The organism is Sporosarcina pasteurii (assembly GCF_041295575.1).
In the GTDB taxonomy this organism is placed as follows: domain Bacteria; phylum Bacillota; class Bacilli; order Bacillales_A; family Planococcaceae; genus Sporosarcina; species Sporosarcina pasteurii.
This window is the reverse complement of the sequence record NZ_CP160452.1, coordinates 2,831,638-2,851,824: the sequence shown is the minus strand read 5'-3', so window position 1 is coordinate 2,851,824 and position 20,187 is coordinate 2,831,638. Positions and strand designations below refer to the sequence as shown.

Sequence of the window (20,187 nt, the reverse complement as noted above, 5' to 3'; positions counted from 1 at the left end):
AGTTTGGTGGCGATAGCGAAGAGGTCACACCCGTTCCCATACCGAACACGGAAGTTAAGCTCTTCAGCGCCGATGGTAGTTGGGGTTAGCCCCTGCAAGAGTAGGACGTTGCCAAGCACTAAAAGAGTCATTACCTGATGGTAGTGGCTTTTTTTGTTTATTTATATATATAATGCGAGAGATTGTAATATTTCGATATTCTTTTATCATCTCTTGCCATAATTATTGAATCCCGTTAAACTGGGGGGACTGAGAAAGGGGAGATAGCCTTGCAAATGGTGCTCATTATTTTTATAATTAACATTATTTACGTTACCTTTTTTACGATTCGTATGATTTTAACGTTAAAAGGGTATCGTTATATTGCAGCTGGTGTGAGCGTAGTAGAAATTATTGTTTATGTTTTAGGTCTAGGCTTAGTATTAGACAACTTGAACGAAATTCAAAATTTAATTGCTTATGCGCTCGGATACGGTTGTGGAGTCATTATTGGTACTAAAATTGAAGAGAAGATGGCATTAGGTTACATAACAGTGAATGTGATTACCGCAGACGTGGATAGAAGGCTTCCCCGTATGTTGAGAGATGAAGGTTACGGTGTGACAGATTGGTCGGCAAATGGCCTAGAGGGAAATCGTTCAGCTATTCAAATCCTAACGCCTAGAAGGTACGAACTGAAACTTTATGCGCGGATCAAAGAGTTGGATCCGAAAGCATTTATTATTTCATATGAGCCGAAAGCGATTCATGGTGGATTTTGGGTTAAATCTGTAAGGAGAGGGAATTTATTTAGATGAGCCGAAAGAAAACAGAATGGTTTGAAGTCGAAGAAGGCGAAAAAGTTGAAGATTGTTTAGAACGAATGGCTGCGGCAGGATATACGGTTGCTGGAAGACGAGAAGAGCCTCTATTTCAAGAAGTAGATGGTGAAGTCATCCCGGTACGTCAAGTCATTCAGTTTAAAGGAATACTTAAGGAGTCTTGAATGAATTGAAAGGCGAACGTTAAAGAATGTGATATCTTTAACGTTCGTTTTTTCGTTGACGAATTGTATAATACTTGTTAAAATGAATGTGTTGTTGAAAAATCCCCATATATGCTGAAGGATAGGCTTTAGCGTTTCTACCTAGACACCGGAATGTCTAGACTATGCGGGAAAGCGAACTTTCCAGGAATGATTGTGAAAGGTGTGTGTACTAATGATTGGTGCTGCTAATAAACACGCTTATTTCAAAGTCCTCGAATGCCCTGCTTTTCATGCGTAATGAGCAGGTTATTCGAGGATTTTTTAATTCCTGGAAAATATTGTATTATTCATTGTTCAAGTATCTGTCAGTTTTAAGTTTAAGGAGTGGAGAAATAGTGGAACCAAAAGTTGGCGTCATTATGGGAAGTAAAAGTGATTGGGAAACGATGAAACATGCTTGTGACATGTTAGAGGAACTTGAAGTACCGTATGAAAAGAAAGTCGTGTCGGCGCATCGAACGCCAGATTTCATGTTTGAGTATGCAGAGCAGGCAGAGGCCCGGGGGATTAAAGTCATTATCGCAGGCGCTGGCGGAGCGGCGCATCTTCCAGGCATGGTTGCATCGAAAACTTTGCTTCCGGTGATTGGTGTTCCGATACAGTCACGGGCTTTAAGCGGGAAGGATTCCCTTTTATCAATTGTGCAAATGCCAGGTGGTGTGCCAGTAGCGACAATGGCCATTGGTAAAGCGGGCGCAACAAATGCAGGGATTTTTGCGGCGCAATTACTAGGGATCACAGATACAGCGTTATCGAAACGCATTGAACAACATAGAGATCACATGCGTCAAAGCGCATTAGAAAGTAGCAGTGAGTTACGATGACAACAATTTTACCAGGACAGACGATTGGCATTATTGGCGGTGGTCAACTTGGACGCATGATGGGGCTTGCGGCAAAAGAAGCTGGTTTCCGAATTGCAGTACTTGACCCGATAGAAGACTCGCCTTGTGGACAAATTGCGGATATTCGAATTGTAGCTGACTACGATGATGAGCATGCCTTACAAGAACTGGCACAAGTGAGTGATGTCATTACGTATGAATTTGAGAATATCGATTATGAAGGATTAAAGAAGTTAGCTGAAACCGCACATGTGCCACAAGGAGCAGAACTCGTTCGTATTACACAAAATAGGATGAATGAAAAAGCGGAGATTAACACATCCGGAGCTCCTGTAGCAAATTACGTGACGGCCCACACATTTGAGGAGTTAGAAGCAAACATTGGACAAGTTGGTTTCCCCTGTATCGTGAAAACTGCTTTTGGCGGATATGACGGGAAAGGCCAAGTGAAAGTAGATACTTTGGAACAACTTGAAGAAGCACGTACCTTCTTTGAACACTCTACTTGTATCGCGGAGGCATTTGTTCCATTTGTGAAGGAGATTTCAGTCATTATTCAGCGCAATGCAGAAGGTCAATCGTATTGCCTACCAGTTGCTGAAAATATTCATAAAGATCATATTTTACACGAGTCCATCGTTCCAGCGCGCATTGATGAAGCCATTATAAAGAAAGCTGAAGAGGCTGCGGGGAAAATTGCCAATCATCTCGAGCTTGTAGGTACGTTAGCTGTAGAAATGTTTGTTTTGGAGGACGGCAATATTGTGATCAATGAACTTGCACCGCGTCCTCATAATTCAGGACATTATTCAATAGAAGCGTGTAATGTTTCGCAGTTCCATCAACATATTCGTGCGATTTGCGGATGGCCGCTTCGTAAGCCAAGATTATGGGCATCCTCTATTATGGTGAATGTACTCGGGGAACATGTGGAACCCTTACAAGAGATGCTGGTTCATTATCCAGAGTGGTCTGTTCACATGTATGGAAAAGCGGAAGCGAAAGAAAAGCGAAAAATGGGGCATGTCACGATTATGACAGATGACATCGATACCACTTTAGAAGAAATTAAAACATCAAATGTCTGGTTTAATAAATAAAGATCATCAAATGCCATTTAGGAGGAACAAAACATGAAAAAAGTTAATGTATATGTCACTTTACGCGAAAGCGTTGTAGATCCACAAGGAACAGCTGCTGAGCAAGCACTACACAATATGGGGTATGAAGAAGTGAAAAGCGTGCGTATTGGGAAGTTGATTGAACTAGAAATTGATGGAGCAGAATCCGAAATCGAATCACGTGTTGATGAGATGTGTAAAGAACTTCTGGTGAACCGAGTGATCGAAGACTACCGATTTGAAATTGAGGAGGCCTGAAGCAGATGAAGTTTGCAATTTTAGTATTTCCAGGCTCAAGTTGCGATGTTGATATGCATCGTGCGGTTCATGATGTACTAGGTGAAGAGGCTTCATATGTATGGCATACAGATAAAGAGGCAGAAGATTTATCAAACTTTGATGCCGTCCTTGTACCTGGCGGCGCGTCTTACGGCGATTATTTACGTCCAGGGGCACTTGCGAAAGGTTCTAAGGCGATGGCGAGTTTATGTGCATTTGCTGCATCTGGAAAGCCAGTATTAGGTGTAGGGAATGGCTTTCAAATTTTAACGGAAGCTCATTTGTTACCAGGTGCTTTATTGCAAAATAAAGGATTGAAATTTAAATCTGGGACGACTAAATTAAGCGTACAAAATGCAGATTCCTTATTCACTGCTGAGTATGAACAAGGGGAAGACATTACGATTCCATTTGCACATCAGTATGGGAATTATTATGTAGATGAAGAAACACTTGCAGATATGAAAGCAAACAACCAAATCGCATTTACTTATGCAGATCATCAAGATCAAGGAAGCACGGATAAAATCGCGGGCGTTTTAAATAAAGAAGGAAATGTGCTTGGCATGATGCCACTTCCTGAACGAGCAGTAGAAGAAGTACTAGGCCATGTAGATGGATTACGATTATTTAAGTCTATTTTGAAAAGGGTGGAATGAAAACAATGGAGCCGAACGCACAACAAGTTAAAGATGAAAAATTATATCGTCAAATGGGCATGACGGATGAAGAATTTGAACGTGCTGAGAAAAGTTTGGGACGACTGCCAAACTATACCGAAACCGGTTTGTTTTCTGCTCTATGGTCAGAGCACTGTTCATATAAAAGTTCAAAGCCAATCCTAAAGAAATTCCCGACAACAGGGGAACGCGTATTACAAGGACCTGGTGAAGGTGCAGGTATCGTTGACATTGGTGATAACCAAGCGGCTGTATTTAAAATGGAATCGCATAACTCGCCTTCTGCCATTGAACCGTTTATTGGTGCAGCAACAGGTGCGGGTGGCGTTTTACGAGATGTGTTTTCGATGGGTGCACGTCCGGTAGCCCTTGTGAATTCATTGCGCTTTGGTGATTTAACGAAAGCACGAGATCGCTTTTTATTTGAAGAAGCAGTTGCTGGAATTGCAAGTTACGGAAACGGAATCGGCATTCCAACAATTGCCGGAGAAGCACAGTTTGATAACTGTTATTCGACACGTCCATTAGTGAATGCAATGGCAGTTGGTTTATTGAACCATGAAGACATTCAAAAAGGGATTGCCGCTGGTATTGGCAATACAGTGATGTATGCAGGCGCTAAAACAGGAAGAGACGGCATTCACGGGGCGACAATGTCTTCTGCGGAATTAACAGTCGAAGAAGATGATGAGTTTCCGGTTATGCAAGCGGGGGACCCATTTTTAGAGAAACTCGTAATGGACGCTTGTCTTGAGTTAGCAAAATCAGATGCATTAATCGGTATGCAAGATATGGGCGCAGCCGGACTTTCTTCTGCATCAGCAGAAATGGCTTCAAGCGCAGGATATGGTGTTGAATTAAACTTAAATCTTGTTCCACAACGCGAAGAGGGAATGACAGCTTATGAAATGATGCTGTCTGAATCTCAAGAGCGTATGCTATTTGTCGTGAAAAAAGGACGCGAACAGGAAGTTATTGATCTTTTCGCGAAGTATGGTGTTGAATGTGTGGCAATCGGACGAGTAACAGATGATAAAATGCTTCGTTTGCTTCATAAAGGTGAAGTTGTCGCTGAAGTTCCAGCAGATGCGTTAGCTGAAGATGCGCCAGTTTACTATAAAGATTCAGAAGAACCGGCGTATTTTAAAGAGTTTCAAGCGATGGAAAAGACAGAACCTGTTGTATCAAATTATAAAGAAACGTTAAAAGCATTACTTGCTAGACCGACCATTGCGTCGAAAAAATGGGTGTATGAGCAATTTGATTCACATGCGCGTCGTAATACAGTCGTGGCACCAGGTTCTTCTGCGGGGGTCATTCGTGTAGAAGGTACGAATAAAGGACTTGCAATGACATCGGATTGTAATGCGCGTTATGTATATCTAGACCCTGAAACAGGTGGACAAATTGCGGTTTCTGAAGCGGCACGTAACCTTGTTTGTTCAGGTGCTGAGCCAATCGCGATTACGGATTGCTTGAACTTTGGAAATCCGGATAAGCCGGAAGTGTTTTGGCAATTTGAAAAGGCAGCAGACGGCATTTCAGCGGCTTGTTTAGCATTAGATGCGCCGGTTATCAGTGGGAACGTTTCAATGTCGAATGAAGTAAACGGGGTTGCAATTTATCCGACACCGACAATCGGTATGGTAGGGCTTGTTCACGATTTATCACATGTGACAACGACACCATTTAAACAAGCAGGGGATCGCATTTACTTAATTGGTGAAGCTGGCCTAGACTTTGGCGGTAGTGAGTTACAGCAAATGACGGATGGTGAAATTTCTGGACAAGCGCCGGCAATGGATTTAGAAGTTGAAGCCGCTCGTCAAAATGCTTTATTAACAGCGATTCAAAAGCAACTTATTGCATCTGCGACAGACTTAGCAGAAGGCGGATTTGCTGTGGCACTTTGTGAGAAGGCGTTCGGGCCAACAAAATTAGGTGCTGAAGTTACGATTTCAGGCTCAGCAGTCACAGCTTTATTCAGTGAAACGCAATCACGTTTCCTTGTGTCTGTGAAAGAAGAGAATGTTGAAGCATTTGAACAAATCGTCAAAGACGCAGTGAAAATCGGTGTTGTTACGAATGATGAAACAATTACGATTCACGGTGAGGACAACGAAGTGCTAATTGATGGAACTGTAGATGAGTTCCATTCTGTTTGGGAAGGGGCTCTCCAATGCTTGCTGAACTCAGAGGGATAAATGAAGAGTGCGGCGTATTCGGGATTTGGGGAAGCGAAGAAGCGTCACAATATACGTATTATGGACTTCATGCTTTGCAACATCGCGGGCAAGAAGGTGCGGGTATTGTATCGACAAATGGAAATGGTCTTCAAGTCATTAAAGGTGAAGGACTCGTAAACGATGTATTTTCGAATTTGAAATTGGATGATTTAGGGGGACATGCAGCGATTGGGCAAGTTCGTTATTCGACGGAAAGCGGGCGTGGCATTGAGAATGTTCAGCCCCTCGTTTTCCGTTCCACAACGGGCAGTTTAGCGGTTGCGATGAATGGAAACATCGTCAACGCCGCTGAGTTACGCGAGCATCTGGAGCGTCAGGGAAGTATTTTTCAAACTGCTTCCGATACAGAAGTGCTTGCGCATTTAATTAAAAGAAGTAGCGGATCGTTAACGCAGCGAGATCGTGTGAAAAAAGCATTGTCGATGTTAAAAGGGGCTTTTGCATTTGTTATTTTAACGGAAGATAGCTTAATGATTGCGCAAGATCCGAATGGGATTCGTCCACTCTCTTTAGGAAAAGTCGGAGATGCTTGGGTCGTTGCTTCTGAAACATGTGCATTTGATATTATTGGTGCGGAATGTGTTCGGTCCGTTGAGCCAGGTGAGTTGTTAATTGTGAATCGCGATGGTTTACACGCTGAGCGATTTGCACCGACGGCAGATTCGGCGATGTGTTCGATGGAATATGTGTATTTTGCGCGTCCTGACTCGGATATCGAAGGAATTAATATTCATATGGCCAGAAAGCGATGCGGGAAGCAATTGGCACGAGAAATTGGTGACATTGAAGCGGACGTCGTTACAGGTGTTCCGGATTCCAGTATTTCAGCTGCGATTGGTTTTTCCGAGGAAAGTGGGATTCCATATGAACTTGGGTTAATAAAAAGTCGGTACGTGGGCCGGACATTTATTCAGCCATCTCAATCATTGCGAGAGCAAGGGGTGAAGATGAAGTTATCCCCTGTGCATCAAGTAGTGAATGGAAAAAGGGTTGTAATGGTAGATGATTCAATTGTCCGTGGAACAACGTCTAAACGAATTGTGAAGATGTTAAAAGAAGCGGGTGCAACGGAAGTGCATGTCGTAATTGCTTCACCGCCACTTGTAAGTCCATGTTTCTATGGGGTAGATATTAGTACGGATTCGGAGTTAATTGCAACAGGGCGTACTGTAGAAGAAGTGCGCGAGTTAATCAATGCAGACACGTTAACGTTTTTATCGCCAGAAGGCATGTTGGATGCGATTGGACGACCAGATACGATGAAAAATTGTGGACAATGTTTAGCTTGTTTTACGGGAGAATATCCAACGGAAATTTATGCGGACACTGTATTACCACATGAAAAAGAAATAGGGAAATAGGAGGCTTTTCCATGTCAAATGCGTATGAAAAAGCAGGAGTGAATATTGAAGCAGGGTATGAATCTGTAAAGCGAATGAAATCACATGTGGAAAGAACGGCACGCCAAGGTGTATTAGGTGCATTTGGCGGATTCGGCGGCATGTTTGACCTATCTGCTTTAAATTTTAAAGAGCCTGTTTTGATTTCTGGAACAGATGGTGTTGGCACGAAATTGAAGTTGGCATTTATGGCAGAGAAACATGACACAATTGGTGTTGACTGTGTAGCAATGTGTGTCAATGATATCGTTGCACAAGGTGCCGAGCCACTTTATTTCCTTGACTATATTGCGCTTGGAAAAGCAGTTCCTGAAAAAGTTGAAGCAATTGTAAAAGGGATTGCAGATGGTTGTGTACAATCAGGTGCAGCGTTAATTGGTGGAGAAACAGCTGAAATGCCTGGTTTGTACGAAGAGGACGAATATGACCTCGCTGGGTTTGCGGTTGGCGCTTGCGAGAAAAGTGACATTGTAACGGGTGAAAAAGTTGTGGAAGGGGATGTCCTTGTAGGGATTGCTTCAAGTGGTATTCATTCCAATGGATTTTCACTCGTGCGTAAAATCGTGTTAGAAGACGAAGGGTATGACATTCATGACAAGATTGCAGGTTATGAAGAGCTTGGCACAGTTGGCGAAGCACTGTTAGAACCAACAAAAATCTATGCATTGCCAGTATTAGAAATGCATCGTGAGCTTGAAGTTCATTCAATGGGGCATATTACAGGCGGCGGATTTTTTGAAAACTTACCACGTATGTTACCGGATGGATTAGCCGCTGAAGTAAAACTAGGCTCATGGGAAGAGCTTCCTGTTTTTAAGATGCTAAAAGAAAAAGGAAAGCTAACAGATAAAGACTTATATAGCGTGTTTAATATGGGTGTTGGATTTGTCATAGCACTCCCTGAAGCACAAGCTGCTCGTGCAATTGAAATTGCTGAAAAAAACGGCGAAAAAGCGTACCAAATTGGTCGTGTTGTTGCAGGCGAAGAGGTAACATTTATCGGTGACCATGACGGGAGTTTAGAATAATGATTGAGAAAACGAAAATTGCCGTTTTCGCTTCCGGAAGCGGCAGTAATTTTGTTGCAATTGAAGAGGCATGTCGTAACGGAGAATTAAATGCGGAAATTGCTGTGTTAATTACAGATAAACCTGAAGCTTACGTTGCTGAACGTGCACGGGAGCTGAACATTCCAATATCCGTCTTCTCGCCAAAAGCGTATGGTTCCAGGGAGAAATATGAGGAAGCCATTTTACAAAAGTTAGAAGAAGATCAGGTTGAATGGCTCATCCTCGCTGGGTATATGCGTCTTATCGGACACACACTGTTAGATGCATTCCCATCACGTATCGTAAACATTCATCCGTCGCTGTTGCCATCGTTTCCAGGAAAAGCGGCGATTGAACAAGCAATCGAGCACGGTGTAAAAGTGACGGGCGTTACTGTGCATCTTGTCGACGAAGGAATGGACACAGGACCGATCCTCGCACAAGAAGCCGTTCGGGTTGTTGACGGAGACGTTAACCAAACAGCTGAAGCAATACACGCCGTTGAACATGTGCTTTATAAAGAGACATTACATAGGTTGTTTACGAATCAGTAAGTTGAAAATGTAAACAGCATTAAAGGTTAGCGATGGTGCCTTCCAAGTGGTAACCAAAGCGGAATTAGTAGGAATAATATTAATGGATAATTATTATTGAGGTAATTTTGTTGATTGAAGCGGAAGGCGGCGACTCCTACGGGAAAAGCGTGTCCAGGTGAGACCCCACAGGAGCGAAGCGACGAGGAGGCTCACGGACCGCCCGCGGAAAGCGTCCGCCTGTAGCGGAAATCAACCTAGGTCCAAATCAAAGTATTTCGATTCACAATAATTGGAGGGTTTACTCGTGAAAAAACGTGCACTGCTAAGCGTATCTGACAAAAGCGGTATCTTAGAATTTGCAAAAGCATTGGAAAGTCTAGACTATGAAATTTTATCGACTGGTGGAACGATGAAGCATCTTGCGGAAAATGGAGTTTCTGTAACTGCTGTCGATGAAGTAACAGGATTTCCAGAGATTATGGAAGGCCGCGTAAAAACATTAAATCCATTTATCCACGGTGGATTACTCGCAAAACGTGACAATCCAGCGCACCAAGCTCAAATGGAAGAACATCAAATTCACCCAATCGATATCGTTTGTGTCAATTTGTATCCATTCAAAGAAACGATTTCAAAAGCAGATGTCACGACCGAAGACGCAATTGAAAACATTGATATCGGCGGTCCAGCAATGCTCCGTGCTTCAGCGAAAAACCATGCATACGTAACAGTGATCGTCGACGCAACGGATTACGAGCAAGTTTTAGCAGAATTAAAAGCAGACGGACAAACAACAGATGAAACACGCAGACGTCTGGCAGCAAAGGTTTTCCGTCATACAGCTGCTTACGATGCACTCATTGCAGGCTATTTAACAGACCTTGCCGGCGAAGAATTCCCAGAGCAAGTGACGTATACGTACGAATTAAAACAGCCACTTCGTTACGGGGAAAACCCGCACCAAAAAGCTGCATTTTACAGTAAACCACTCGGTTCCGATTTCTCAATCGCGTATGCAGAACAACTGCATGGAAAAGAATTATCGTATAATAACATTCAAGATGCGAATGCAGCGATTCAAATCGTGAAGGAATTTGATGCACCGGCAGCAGTAGCTGTTAAGCATATGAATCCATGTGGCGTTGGGACTAGCCAAACGATTGAGGATGCGTTTCATAAAGCCTACGAAGCAGACCCAGTGTCAATTTTCGGTGGTATTATCGCACTAAACCGTGAAGTGGACGTAGCAACAGCAGAACATTTAAGCAAAATCTTTTTAGAAATTGTCATTGCTCCTTCATTCACAGAAGAAGCGATTGAATTATTAACGAAGAAGAAAAATATTCGTTTATTAACCATTTCATTCGAACAAAACAAGCAAGACAAATGGAACACGGTGTCTGTGGAAGGTGGACTCCTCATGCAAGAACCAGATTCATTTGGATTTAAAGACGCAGATATTCGTGTCGCAACAGACCGTGAACCGACAGAAGCTGAGTGGGAAGCGATGAAACTTGGCTGGGCTGTTGTAAAACATGTAAAATCGAATGCGATTGTTGTATCAGATAATGAAAGAACACTTGGCGTTGGTGCTGGTCAAATGAACCGCGTTGGTGCAGCAGGGATCGCACTTACACAAGCAGGAGAACGTGCAAAAGGCGCAGCACTTGCTTCTGATGCATTTTTCCCGATGGATGATACTGTTGAAGCGGCTGCAAAAGCTGGCATCACAGCGATTATTCAGCCAGGCGGATCCGTAAAAGACGAAGATTCTATTAAAAAAGCAAATGAATATGGCATTACAATGGTCTTTACAGGCGTTCGTCATTTTAAACATTAAAGGATTATGTTAGGAGGAAATCTGTTGAAAGTACTCGTTATAGGAGGTGGGGGACGCGAGCATGCAATTGCTAAGCAATTCAATGTCTCCCCTTCAGTTAAAAAAGTATTTGTAGCACCAGGCAATGATGGCATGAAAGAGGATGCTGAAATTGTCAATATTGATGCAACAGATTTTGAAGCACTTGTTGCATTTGCAAAAGAAAATGAAGTTGACTTAACCTTCGTAGGGCCTGAACAGCCACTTGCTGAAGGGATTGTTGATTATTTTGCTGAGCAGGGCTTACAAGCATTTGGTCCGACAAAAGCGGCGGCGCAAATTGAAGGTAGTAAGTCATTCGCAAAAGAAATCATGAAGAAATACAATATCCCAACGGCCGCGTATGGGACGTTTACAGATGCGGAAGAAGCGAAAGCATTCATCCGTGAAAAAGGAGCACCCATTGTTGTCAAAGCGGATGGATTAGCTGCAGGAAAAGGTGTTATCGTTGCGATGAAGCTAGAAGACGCTTTGCATGCAGTGGATGATATGATTGGCAATCAAAAATTCGGAGATTCATCTTCAAAAGTCGTAATTGAAGAGTTTTTAGATGGCGAAGAATTTTCATATATGTCATTTGTTCATAACGGACAAATTTATCCGATGGTTATCGCACAAGACCATAAACGTGCATATGACGGCGATAGAGGGCCAAATACGGGCGGGATGGGCGCTTATTCTCCAGTGCCACAAATTTCAGATGCAGTTGTGAAAGAAGCATATGACAAAGTGGTCGTTCCAACTGTCAAGGCGATGGCTGCAGAAGGAACTCCGTTTACCGGTATTTTATATGCGGGATTAATTTTGACGGAAGACGGCCCTAAAGTGATCGAATTTAACGCACGTTTCGGTGACCCAGAAGCGCAAGTTGTGTTACCACGAATGGAATCGGATTTCGGTGAATTTATGGCGGCGCTAATGGAAGGCGAGCCTTATGAATTAAAATGGAATGACGATGCCGTCCTGGGCGTTGTCATTGCATCTGAAGGGTATCCAGACAAGGTGATAAAAGGCGCGCGTCTACCGGAATTAAACGTGATTACTGCTCAAGGATTAGACGTTTTTCACGCTGGTACAAAATCTGACGGAAAAGATTTTGTCGGAAACGGCGGTCGCGTCCTCTTAGTCGCGGCTAGAGCGGAAACGTTAAAAGATGCACAAGCAGACGTTTATCACAGTTTGTCAGACTTAAAATGGGACGGGTTCTTTTACCGTACAGATATTGGTTGGCGAACATTTGAATAAAACTAAATCCACTCTCTCTCTTAGTTGAGCGAGTGGATTTTTTTCATCTTTTCCTGCTTTCCCATGAACACTGTTCAAACAGACAAAACCTGGCGTAGTCATTAAGTACCGAGGGATAAGGCGCACATTCCTTTATTTTCATTTTTAAATGAATGGTAATTATCACCTATATTTGAAGTTTTCGTCATTTTGGGTGAAAAATGGATTGCATTTTATATTTTATTTAGTATTGTAATTGATGTCGACAATACATAACAAATAAGAAAGCAAGGGATTTATCGAACATGAAAAAGAAAATTGTATATCCATTTTTAGCTGTATCGTTATTATTGGGCGCTTGCTCAGAACAAACGACGGAAACAACTGAACCCGAAAAAGAAGAAGTTGCTCATATAATAGAAAATGAGGAAACAGACGTTACCTCTACTGCTCAATGGGCTTACGATGCAGACATAGGCCCTGATCATTGGGGAGAACTGGACAACTCATACGGTGCTTGTATGAATGGTAGTGAGCAATCACCGATTAATATCGAATCCACTCAGGTGAAAACTAGTGAAGAACTAGAAAATATTGATATCCAATATGAATCGACACAGTTTTCAATTATGAATACCGGTCATGCCGTACAGGCTAATCCTGCGACAACTAACAACAGCATCCTTGTCGAAGGTAAAGAATACACACTTGCTCAGTTCCATTTCCATACACCAAGCGAGCACCAATTGAATAGTCAATACTTTGATATGGAACTCCACCTTGTACACCAGGATGCAAACGGTGATCTTGCCGTTCTTGGCGTAATGATTCAAGAAGGAGAAGAAAATGAAGCACTGGCATCCATTTGGGGCGTATTACCGGAGAATGAAACGGAAGAAGATGTTGACGTAGAAGAAGCGATTGATTTACAAGCTTTACTCCCTTCAAATCAAAAATCATTCCATTACAACGGTTCATTAACGACACCGCCATGTGCAGAAGCTGTTAAATGGATTGTGTTCGAAGAGCCGATTGAAATGTCGAAAGAACAAATTCAAGCTTATCAGGAAATCTTCCCGGATAACCAACGTCCTGTTCAGCCTTTAAATGACCGTGAAATCTTTGGATTAAATTAAGATAGATTACGTTCATTGCACCATCTAGTAAACAGGTAAGGATGACCTTTCACCAATTCAACGAGTTGGTGAAAGGTCTTTCATTCTTGTTATAAGGAATAGATACCCAAATTCTTACAATAATATACCAAGCGTAAAATCGATTTTGTCAATGTGTTCAGGAAAATCGATTAGGGGATTCCTGTTCTTTTGAATCTTGAATATCTCTTTGTTACGACGTTTTTCATAAATAGAAACCATATATTCACGATGCCAATCGATTAGCATTTCAATGTCCTCATGACTATAACGGCTAATTTCCCCTGGATACCTTAACAAAAAGTACAACGTGGCCCTAGCAACCTCACCTTTTCCATTTTCCGGTTCAAACTTATTGTCTTCGTATTTTCCACAGTGCATTTTAATCGTTTCCGTCGTCACTTCAGGAGGGTAATCTAGGAAATCAAAATAAGGATGATTAGATCTTAATGAATTGCAAGCTTTTTCGCATGTGAAAAGATGATGTAAATCTCCTCGCATTGGGTTATCCTTGTCAAACCATGACTGGGGAACAACATGTTCCGTATTATAAATGTTTTTACTTTCAATCGTTGCCATTGCCTTCTGTATTTCAGAATCGGTTTTCGAGGCGCTTTTTAATAACTTTCCATAAGCTTCTATTCTAATTCTTTCTGTTTCATAATCTTCTTTTATGACTTGTTCAGGCTCCTGATCTTTTCCAGAATAGATGCTTTTCAGCTTTCCGTTAGTCTGCAGGTCAACCCTTGAATAAAGATAAGTTCTAGTTTTAGAGTTATAAGGCAATTGGTTTTTATGTGTTCTACTAATTAACTGATTTAATATCTCAAATAATTCTTTTTTGTCGACGGCATAAAAATCAATTTGATCATAATAATCTTGAATTGCCTTCTGATCAGATTCCTCATCATAATACGCTTCGTTTTCAACTTTCTTTTTATTACGCTTTAGTTCAGCCAATGCAGCATTTAAATCTAAGTTGTGAATAAATTTAGTTTGAGACATCTTTATTCCTCCTTAGTAGAATCGCAGTAAAGTTAATTCTATGCTTGTTCCTTCAAAATGATGGATAAGCACGTTTCAAAGTATACTAAAAGGGGTAGATATACTTTGAAGTCAAGACCTAAAGGGAAGACAACCTTCCCTTTAAGGCGTGTCCCATTGCATGGTAATACTTGGTGATTATAGAGCTTAACTATTAAACTACAAATCATTTAGCTACTAAACATTCTAGTAAAACATGATCTACAAACTCTTGATCAAATATCTTTTCAAGATGTTCTAGAACTGTTAAGTAGATAACTCCGTTTCCCTCAAGCCTTGGCGAAAAACCGAGAGGAACAGTTCTTTTGATCAGTTGAGCGTATAACTCAGGCTCAGATAGCTTTCTTCCGAAATGATTATTTGCCCAAACCTTAATGAGAGCCAGTGCTCCAGAAATATGGGGGGCGGCCATAGAAGTTCCGGTTAGTCTAGCATACTTCCCGTTTAAATAGGTTGATAAGATTTCTTCACCCGGTGCAACTAAATCAATTTCATCATGAGAATTTGTGAAATCGCTAGAAAGACGTTCAAAATTAATTGCTCCTACACAAATAACTTCATTGTAACGTCCGGGATATGCGAATTCATCCGTACTTTCATTGCCATCTCCCTCATTCCCGGCAGCACAAACGACTAGGATATTATGAGCGATTGCAAGTTTTATCGCTTCATATAGTTTAGGGTTGTCAACAGGTCCTCCTAGCGACATTGAAATAATATCCACATTTTGTTCAATCGCATAATGAATCCCGTTGATGATCCAATCATATTGGCCAGACCCGCGTTTGTTGAGAACTTTTACTATCAATAAACTTGCTGCGGGAGCGACCCCAACTACGCCAATGTTATTTTCACTTGCTGCAATTGTCCCGGCGACATGCGTACCATGGCCATTATAGTCATTGTATTGTTCAGGATTACCTCCATCATCATCTGTGAAGTTTCTCCCACCAATAATGCGGTCTTTTAAATCCGGATGATCTATATCGCATCCAGTATCCAAAACCGCAATCGTCACACCTTCTCCTTTCGTTTCTTTCCAAATTTTCGGTGCTTGAATTAATTCAATGCCCTCCGGAACTTGACTTACTTCATTTAGCTGTTCATTTACAAGGAATGGGATTGCGCGAACTAATGGTTTCATTTTTACTCCCCCTCAGGATTTACTAATAAATGGTCTTAAACTAAGAAAATAAGATGAACTGAAACTTGAGCAACCCAAGACATAGAAGTTCAATAAATGTTTTTCTTAGAATCTTTTCCACTTGTACATCTATTATTTTTCAGTTTAAGGACTTCTAAATGAGTATATATTCCCCAACAGACAATTACTGACAGTATCCAGTATTTTTTAAAAATCTGTAAAATCAACGCGATGATTTCACCCATTTTTAAATAAGCAGCAGGAAACATAAGACTAGAAATGGTGGCAGTAACCCCGACCCATGGCAACCACCAGCTATTCGAATTTGCCCATTCTTTGAACTTCCTCACCCTGCTAACCTCCTTTCTAGTATGTGACTTAATGAGTCGTTTATCGTCGAAACCCAATGCCAGGCAACATATTAGAAAGGAAGCTGTAGATTAAAGAATGTTCCCACCCCCCTTATGAAAATGCCCAGTGACTTGTGTTCTATTTGGAAAGGAAATAGGAAATTGAATCATGAAGATAAAGATTTTACTGTACGTTTAGGAAACAAAATAAATGATCTGTACTATTTGAAGATTTTTTTCTGGGTATAAGCTTGGCCAAAGTAATTGTTAACAATCTGCTATTTAATTGTGTACTTATTGGGGTTAATCTTGAGGTTAGTGTTTGTATACCCAATTGGATGACCAGGAAACTAAATATTCTGAAAATAGTGCTTTGCATCTAGACAATACAAATATGCAATAAGACCTTAGGCTAATGCTTACTAGTAATAAAGAATTGCTAATTTTCCGATTTTATGACATCCCACGTTTTTCTTTCACTTCTATTAAATATAAAAGTCATATTTTCACGGTACTACTTAATTCGATAAACAACAGTCCAATATCTTTAAAATTTAACAAAGGCCAAAAGAAGGATTGAAAATACCTGCTCTATTTAGAATAATTGTTATTGAAGGTTCTCAACACTTGAACGGTTATGACATTCCAAGGAGGTGAAAAGTTGAAGGCAGATGCTGTCTTTGAAGGTGGAGGTGCAAGAGGGATTGCTTTTATTGGAGCCATTCAGGCTATGGAAGAGGAAAACGTGAAATGGGAAAGACTGGCTGGAACGTCTGCAGGTGCATTAATTGCTGCTCTTTTAGCAAGCGGATACAAAAGCCATGAAATCATGGAACGTGTCAGTAAAATCGAGTTTTCAAAATTTCGCGGTAAGACAATCTTAAATCGAATTCCAGTTTTCGGTGCATTGTTAGAGCTTATGATTAATCTTGGTATATATAAGAACGATTATTTGGAGTCCTGGGTGGATTCACTTCTTTCAGAAAAAGGAATTGAGACATTTGCAGATCTTCCAGAAGGAAAGTTAAAGATTATTGCCTCAGATATTTCAAATGGTCAAATGCTCATTTTGCCAGATGATTTGGGACGTTATAGGATGTCTCCTGCTGACTTAAAAGTATCGACAGCAGTAATGATGAGTGCTTCTATTCCTTTTTTCTATCGGCCAGTTATATGGAAATCAAAACAACGTTATAAATCCTATATTTTGGATGGCGGGTTACTTAGTAACTTCCCAATATGGATATTTGACACGAAGAAACCCCAGTTCCCAACGTTTGGATTTCATTTTGTGAAAAATCAGGTAAATATTGATGCTGTTATACCGACTCCACTTCACCTATTTAAAAATATTTTTAAAACAATGCTGCAAGCCCATGATTTACGCCATTTAGATGAAGAAACGCTAGAACGTACAATTCAAATTCCAACAGGTGATATCAACGCAACTGATTTTGAACTGAGTGATGAGGAAGTCGCTTTTCTTTATCAGTCAGGCTATACTTCTACGAAAGAATTTTTATCGAAATGGGATTTTGAACGACACAAAGAAAATCGACGACAAAGAGTAAGAAAATAGACGCGTAAATTTATTACACTAGAACACGCCCCAGATTCAAGCGGGGCGATGTTTTATGTGCATGTTAATTAGCTTTGCAAATCCAACCGCCAAACATATTTGTTGTGAAGAATTTGGCAATATTGCCGAAGCCAGCTTCTTGTAGCATATTTACAATTTTCTCTTCAGGTAGGAAAGAAAGGTTCCTAACGGCTTTTTCCATTTCATCAACATCTTCTTCAGTTAGGTCAGTTGAATCAAGCCAGTATGCTTTCCATAGCGCTAATTGTTCTTTGAATTCAGCGGATTCCGTGTTTCCAAACATTGTTGCAATGATGAATGGGGCTCCATTTGAGAGTCGTTCTCGAATGCTTTTTAATTGAGCAAGTTTCTCTTCGTCATGTTCAATAAAATGAAGGACAAGCATAAAAGTAGCAGCATCATATTGGGCGCATGAATTGACATCATCGATTGTTCCTTTGATAAAATGCAAGTCATTTTTCAACTCAAATTGTTGAGCTTTTTGCTTAGCTAATTCAAGCATTGGTGCGGATGGATCAACAGCCGTAAATGCCCATGCTGGGTTTTGTGGGGCCAATATTGCCAACTCATTTCCGCCGCCTGCTCCAACAATTAGAATTTGTGCATCATTTGAGACATGGTTGCGTAAATAAGTTTGGACGAGGCGAAATAACGCATCGTATGTAGGTAAAGTTCTGCGAACACCTTTGTCATATTCATTCGCCATTTCCCTATCAAAGTTCATTTGATTTGTCATGTGATCAACTCCAATCTAATTTGAGATACTAGTATCATTCGCGATAAATATGGGAAATCCCTTGTTGTTCATGTTTGAAAAGTCTGTTTAAATGAATAACGCTGTGCTACGATAAATAAAATAGAATGATAACGAAGGGACGAATGGTATGTGGACGCAGGAAGAGATATATGAACAAATCCAAATGATAAACGGTTCAGAATCACCAAGCCTTGTCATTACAAATGCAACATATTTACATTCAATCTATAAGAAATGGTTAACAGGAAATATTTGGATTCATCAGGATAGAATCATTTACGCAGGGGAAGAAATGCCAGAAATCACGAAGCAGACTGAAATTGTCGATGCAACTGGCAAAAAAATAGTGCCTGGCTATATCGAGCCGCATGTGCACCCATTCCAATTGTACAACCCTCAAACCTTTGCGGAATTTGCAGGTGCTTTAGGTACGACGACGTTTATTTCAGATAACTTGACGTTTTTTATGGGACTTGAGAATAAAGAAATCTTTTCATTACTAGATCAATTAAAAGAACTGCCATTTTCTTTTTATTGGTGGGCAAGAATGGACTCGCAAACGGCCTTACCAAATGAAGCAGAACAGTTTAATCCAGCAGAAATTAAACCGTGGCTTTTACGAGAAGATGTTTTATTAGCGGGAGAATTAACAGCTTGGCCAAGATTATTAGCTGGCGATGAAAATATTTTTGCAACGATGCAAGCTGCAAAAGAAACCAGTAAGAAAATTGAAGGGCATCTTCCGGGGGCTTCGGAAAAAACATTAGCAAGGATGAAATTGCTGGGGGTAGACGGAGATCATGAGGCGATGACATTCGAAGAAGTGAAAGCAAGGCTCCTTCACGGCTATGCGGTAACAATCCGCCATTCCTCGATTCGTCCTGACCTACCTCATATATTAAAAGACATAGTTGATCATAAATTAAATGCGTTTGATCATATCATGATGACTACAGACGGATCGACGCCTTCATTTCATGCGGACGGTGTTATCGATAAATGTATTCAAGCGGCATTAGATGCAGGCGTACCGCCAATAGATGCCTATTTAATGGCCTCTTATAATGTAGCGCGCTACTATAATATGACAGATATGCATGGATTAATCGCAACTGGACGCTATGCAACATTGAACTTATTAGAAGATGAGCAGCATCCTGTCCCAACAGATGTCTTATCTAAAGGTGTCTGGTTGAAAAGAGATGGACAAGCGATGGAGGCTTTTCCAACTGTTGATTGGTCTTCATTAGGTCAATTCAATCCTCAATTCGACCTGAACGAAGAAGATTTCACATTCGACCATGCATTTGGCATCGAGATGGTGAACGATGTGATTACAAAACCTTATGAAATTATGCTAGATTTGTCGCAAGAGACACTTGCAAATGACCATGATGAAAGTTTTATCATGTTGCTAGACCGCCACGGCAGTTGGCGTGTGAATACGCTGATTAAAGGATTTGCCGCGCATGTAGAAGGATTTGCGACTTCTTACTCGAATACAGGTGATGTCATCTTAATTGGGAAAAATAAAAAATCGATGTTACAAGCTTTCAATGAAATCAAAAGAATAGGCGGCGGCATGGTGTTAATTGAACAAGGCGAGCCGATTGTAACGCTTCCTTTACCTATCGGAGGCGGCCTATCAAATGAACCAGTTGAAGTGTTAATGGAGCAAGAAATAATGCTAAAAAGTGCATTAAAAGAACGAGGATATCATCACACAGACGCAGTGTATACATTTTTATTTTTACAATCCACGCATTTACCGTACGTAAGAATGACACCAATTGGGATTTACGATGTAATGAAAAACAAAGTTCTCGTACCCGTAACAGAAAGGTAGGAAATA

Annotated in this window: 19 protein-coding genes, 1 rRNA gene and 1 riboswitch; of the genes, 16 read left to right on the top strand and 4 right to left on the bottom strand. The window is 41.0% G+C overall.

Annotated features, from left to right (window positions below; genetic code table 11):
- Window positions 1–2 precede the first annotated feature (2 nt).
- The 14 genes from rrf (at window position 3) to AB1H92_RS13680 (ending at window position 13,422) form a co-directional block, all read left to right on the top strand.
- A 5S ribosomal RNA gene (gene rrf / locus AB1H92_RS13745) occupies window positions 3–117 on the top strand.
- A gap of 158 nt (window positions 118–275) precedes the next feature.
- Window positions 276–797 (top strand): DUF2179 domain-containing protein, encoded by a 522-nt coding sequence (locus tag AB1H92_RS13740; RefSeq protein ID WP_115364170.1) that lies wholly within the window; start codon window positions 276–278, stop codon window positions 795–797.
- Window positions 794–985: an NETI motif-containing protein gene (locus AB1H92_RS13735; RefSeq protein ID WP_115363175.1), complete on the top strand. Its 192-nt coding sequence runs from the start codon at window positions 794–796 to the stop codon at window positions 983–985. Before AB1H92_RS13740 ends, AB1H92_RS13735 begins: the two co-directional genes overlap by 4 nt.
- Before the next feature lie 85 nt (window positions 986–1,070).
- Window positions 1,071–1,170, top strand: a riboswitch (purine riboswitch).
- A 192-nt stretch (window positions 1,171–1,362) separates the two neighbouring features.
- Entirely contained in the window at window positions 1,363–1,851 is a 489-nt protein-coding gene (gene purE / locus AB1H92_RS13730; protein ID WP_115363173.1) for a 5-(carboxyamino)imidazole ribonucleotide mutase, read from the top strand.
- Complete coding sequence (gene purK, locus AB1H92_RS13725; protein WP_115363170.1) at window positions 1,848–2,972, top strand: 5-(carboxyamino)imidazole ribonucleotide synthase; 1,125 nt, start codon at window positions 1,848–1,850, stop codon at window positions 2,970–2,972. Before purE ends, purK begins: the two co-directional genes overlap by 4 nt.
- Window positions 2,973–3,005: 33 nt before the next feature.
- Entirely contained in the window at window positions 3,006–3,251 is a 246-nt protein-coding gene (gene purS, locus AB1H92_RS13720) for a phosphoribosylformylglycinamidine synthase subunit PurS (protein ID WP_115363168.1), read from the top strand.
- Between the two features lie 5 nt (window positions 3,252–3,256).
- Entirely contained in the window at window positions 3,257–3,931 is a 675-nt protein-coding gene (gene purQ, locus AB1H92_RS13715) for a phosphoribosylformylglycinamidine synthase subunit PurQ (protein WP_115363166.1), read from the top strand.
- Entirely contained in the window at window positions 3,928–6,156 is a 2,229-nt protein-coding gene (gene purL, locus AB1H92_RS13710; protein ID WP_115363163.1) for a phosphoribosylformylglycinamidine synthase subunit PurL, read from the top strand. The genes purQ and purL overlap by 4 nt, the downstream gene beginning before the upstream one ends.
- Complete coding sequence (purF, locus tag AB1H92_RS13705) at window positions 6,132–7,559, top strand: amidophosphoribosyltransferase (RefSeq protein ID WP_115363161.1); 1,428 nt, start codon at window positions 6,132–6,134, stop codon at window positions 7,557–7,559. The genes purL and purF overlap by 25 nt, the downstream gene beginning before the upstream one ends.
- Before the next feature lie 11 nt (window positions 7,560–7,570).
- Window positions 7,571–8,626 carry a phosphoribosylformylglycinamidine cyclo-ligase gene (gene purM, locus AB1H92_RS13700; RefSeq protein WP_115363159.1) on the top strand — a complete coding sequence of 352 codons (1,056 nt, stop codon included), beginning with the start codon at window positions 7,571–7,573 and terminating at the stop codon, window positions 8,624–8,626.
- Window positions 8,626–9,201 (top strand): phosphoribosylglycinamide formyltransferase, encoded by a 576-nt coding sequence (gene purN, locus AB1H92_RS13695; RefSeq protein ID WP_115363157.1) that lies wholly within the window; start codon window positions 8,626–8,628, stop codon window positions 9,199–9,201. Before purM ends, purN begins: the two co-directional genes overlap by 1 nt.
- A gap of 286 nt (window positions 9,202–9,487) precedes the next feature.
- Window positions 9,488–11,023 carry a bifunctional phosphoribosylaminoimidazolecarboxamide formyltransferase/IMP cyclohydrolase gene (gene purH / locus AB1H92_RS13690; protein WP_115363155.1) on the top strand — a complete coding sequence of 512 codons (1,536 nt, stop codon included), beginning with the start codon at window positions 9,488–9,490 and terminating at the stop codon, window positions 11,021–11,023.
- A gap of 24 nt (window positions 11,024–11,047) precedes the next feature.
- Window positions 11,048–12,307 (top strand): phosphoribosylamine--glycine ligase, encoded by a 1,260-nt coding sequence (gene purD / locus AB1H92_RS13685; RefSeq protein WP_115363152.1) that lies wholly within the window; start codon window positions 11,048–11,050, stop codon window positions 12,305–12,307.
- Between the two features lie 284 nt (window positions 12,308–12,591).
- Window positions 12,592–13,422, top strand: a complete 831-nt coding sequence (locus tag AB1H92_RS13680; RefSeq protein WP_115363150.1) for a carbonic anhydrase — start codon at window positions 12,592–12,594, stop codon at window positions 13,420–13,422.
- A 114-nt stretch (window positions 13,423–13,536) separates the two neighbouring features.
- Here AB1H92_RS13680 and AB1H92_RS13675 read toward each other — a convergent pair whose 3' ends face one another.
- The 3 genes from AB1H92_RS13675 to AB1H92_RS13665 form a co-directional block, all read right to left on the bottom strand.
- Window positions 13,537–14,445, bottom strand: a complete 909-nt coding sequence (locus AB1H92_RS13675; RefSeq protein ID WP_115363148.1) for an endonuclease I family protein — start codon at window positions 14,443–14,445, stop codon at window positions 13,537–13,539.
- Between the two features lie 205 nt (window positions 14,446–14,650).
- Entirely contained in the window at window positions 14,651–15,628 is a 978-nt protein-coding gene (locus tag AB1H92_RS13670) for a S8 family peptidase (protein ID WP_115363146.1), read from the bottom strand.
- An 89-nt stretch (window positions 15,629–15,717) separates the two neighbouring features.
- Window positions 15,718–15,978 carry a hypothetical protein gene (locus AB1H92_RS13665; protein WP_115363144.1) on the bottom strand — a complete coding sequence of 87 codons (261 nt, stop codon included), beginning with the start codon at window positions 15,976–15,978 and terminating at the stop codon, window positions 15,718–15,720.
- Between the two features lie 661 nt (window positions 15,979–16,639).
- On the opposite strand from AB1H92_RS13665, the gene AB1H92_RS13660 reads away from it, so the two are divergent.
- Entirely contained in the window at window positions 16,640–17,557 is a 918-nt protein-coding gene (locus tag AB1H92_RS13660) for a patatin-like phospholipase family protein (protein WP_115363142.1), read from the top strand.
- 64 nt (window positions 17,558–17,621) lie between these two features.
- Here AB1H92_RS13660 and AB1H92_RS13655 read toward each other — a convergent pair whose 3' ends face one another.
- The gene (locus tag AB1H92_RS13655) at window positions 17,622–18,314 is read right to left on the bottom strand and encodes a bifunctional 2-polyprenyl-6-hydroxyphenol methylase/3-demethylubiquinol 3-O-methyltransferase UbiG (RefSeq protein ID WP_243835664.1); all 693 of its coding nucleotides are present in this window, start codon (window positions 18,312–18,314) and stop codon (window positions 17,622–17,624) included.
- Between the two features lie 148 nt (window positions 18,315–18,462).
- On the opposite strand from AB1H92_RS13655, the gene AB1H92_RS13650 reads away from it, so the two are divergent.
- Window positions 18,463–20,181 carry an adenine deaminase C-terminal domain-containing protein gene (locus AB1H92_RS13650; protein ID WP_115363140.1) on the top strand — a complete coding sequence of 573 codons (1,719 nt, stop codon included), beginning with the start codon at window positions 18,463–18,465 and terminating at the stop codon, window positions 20,179–20,181.
- The last annotated feature ends 6 nt before the right edge of the window (window positions 20,182–20,187 follow it).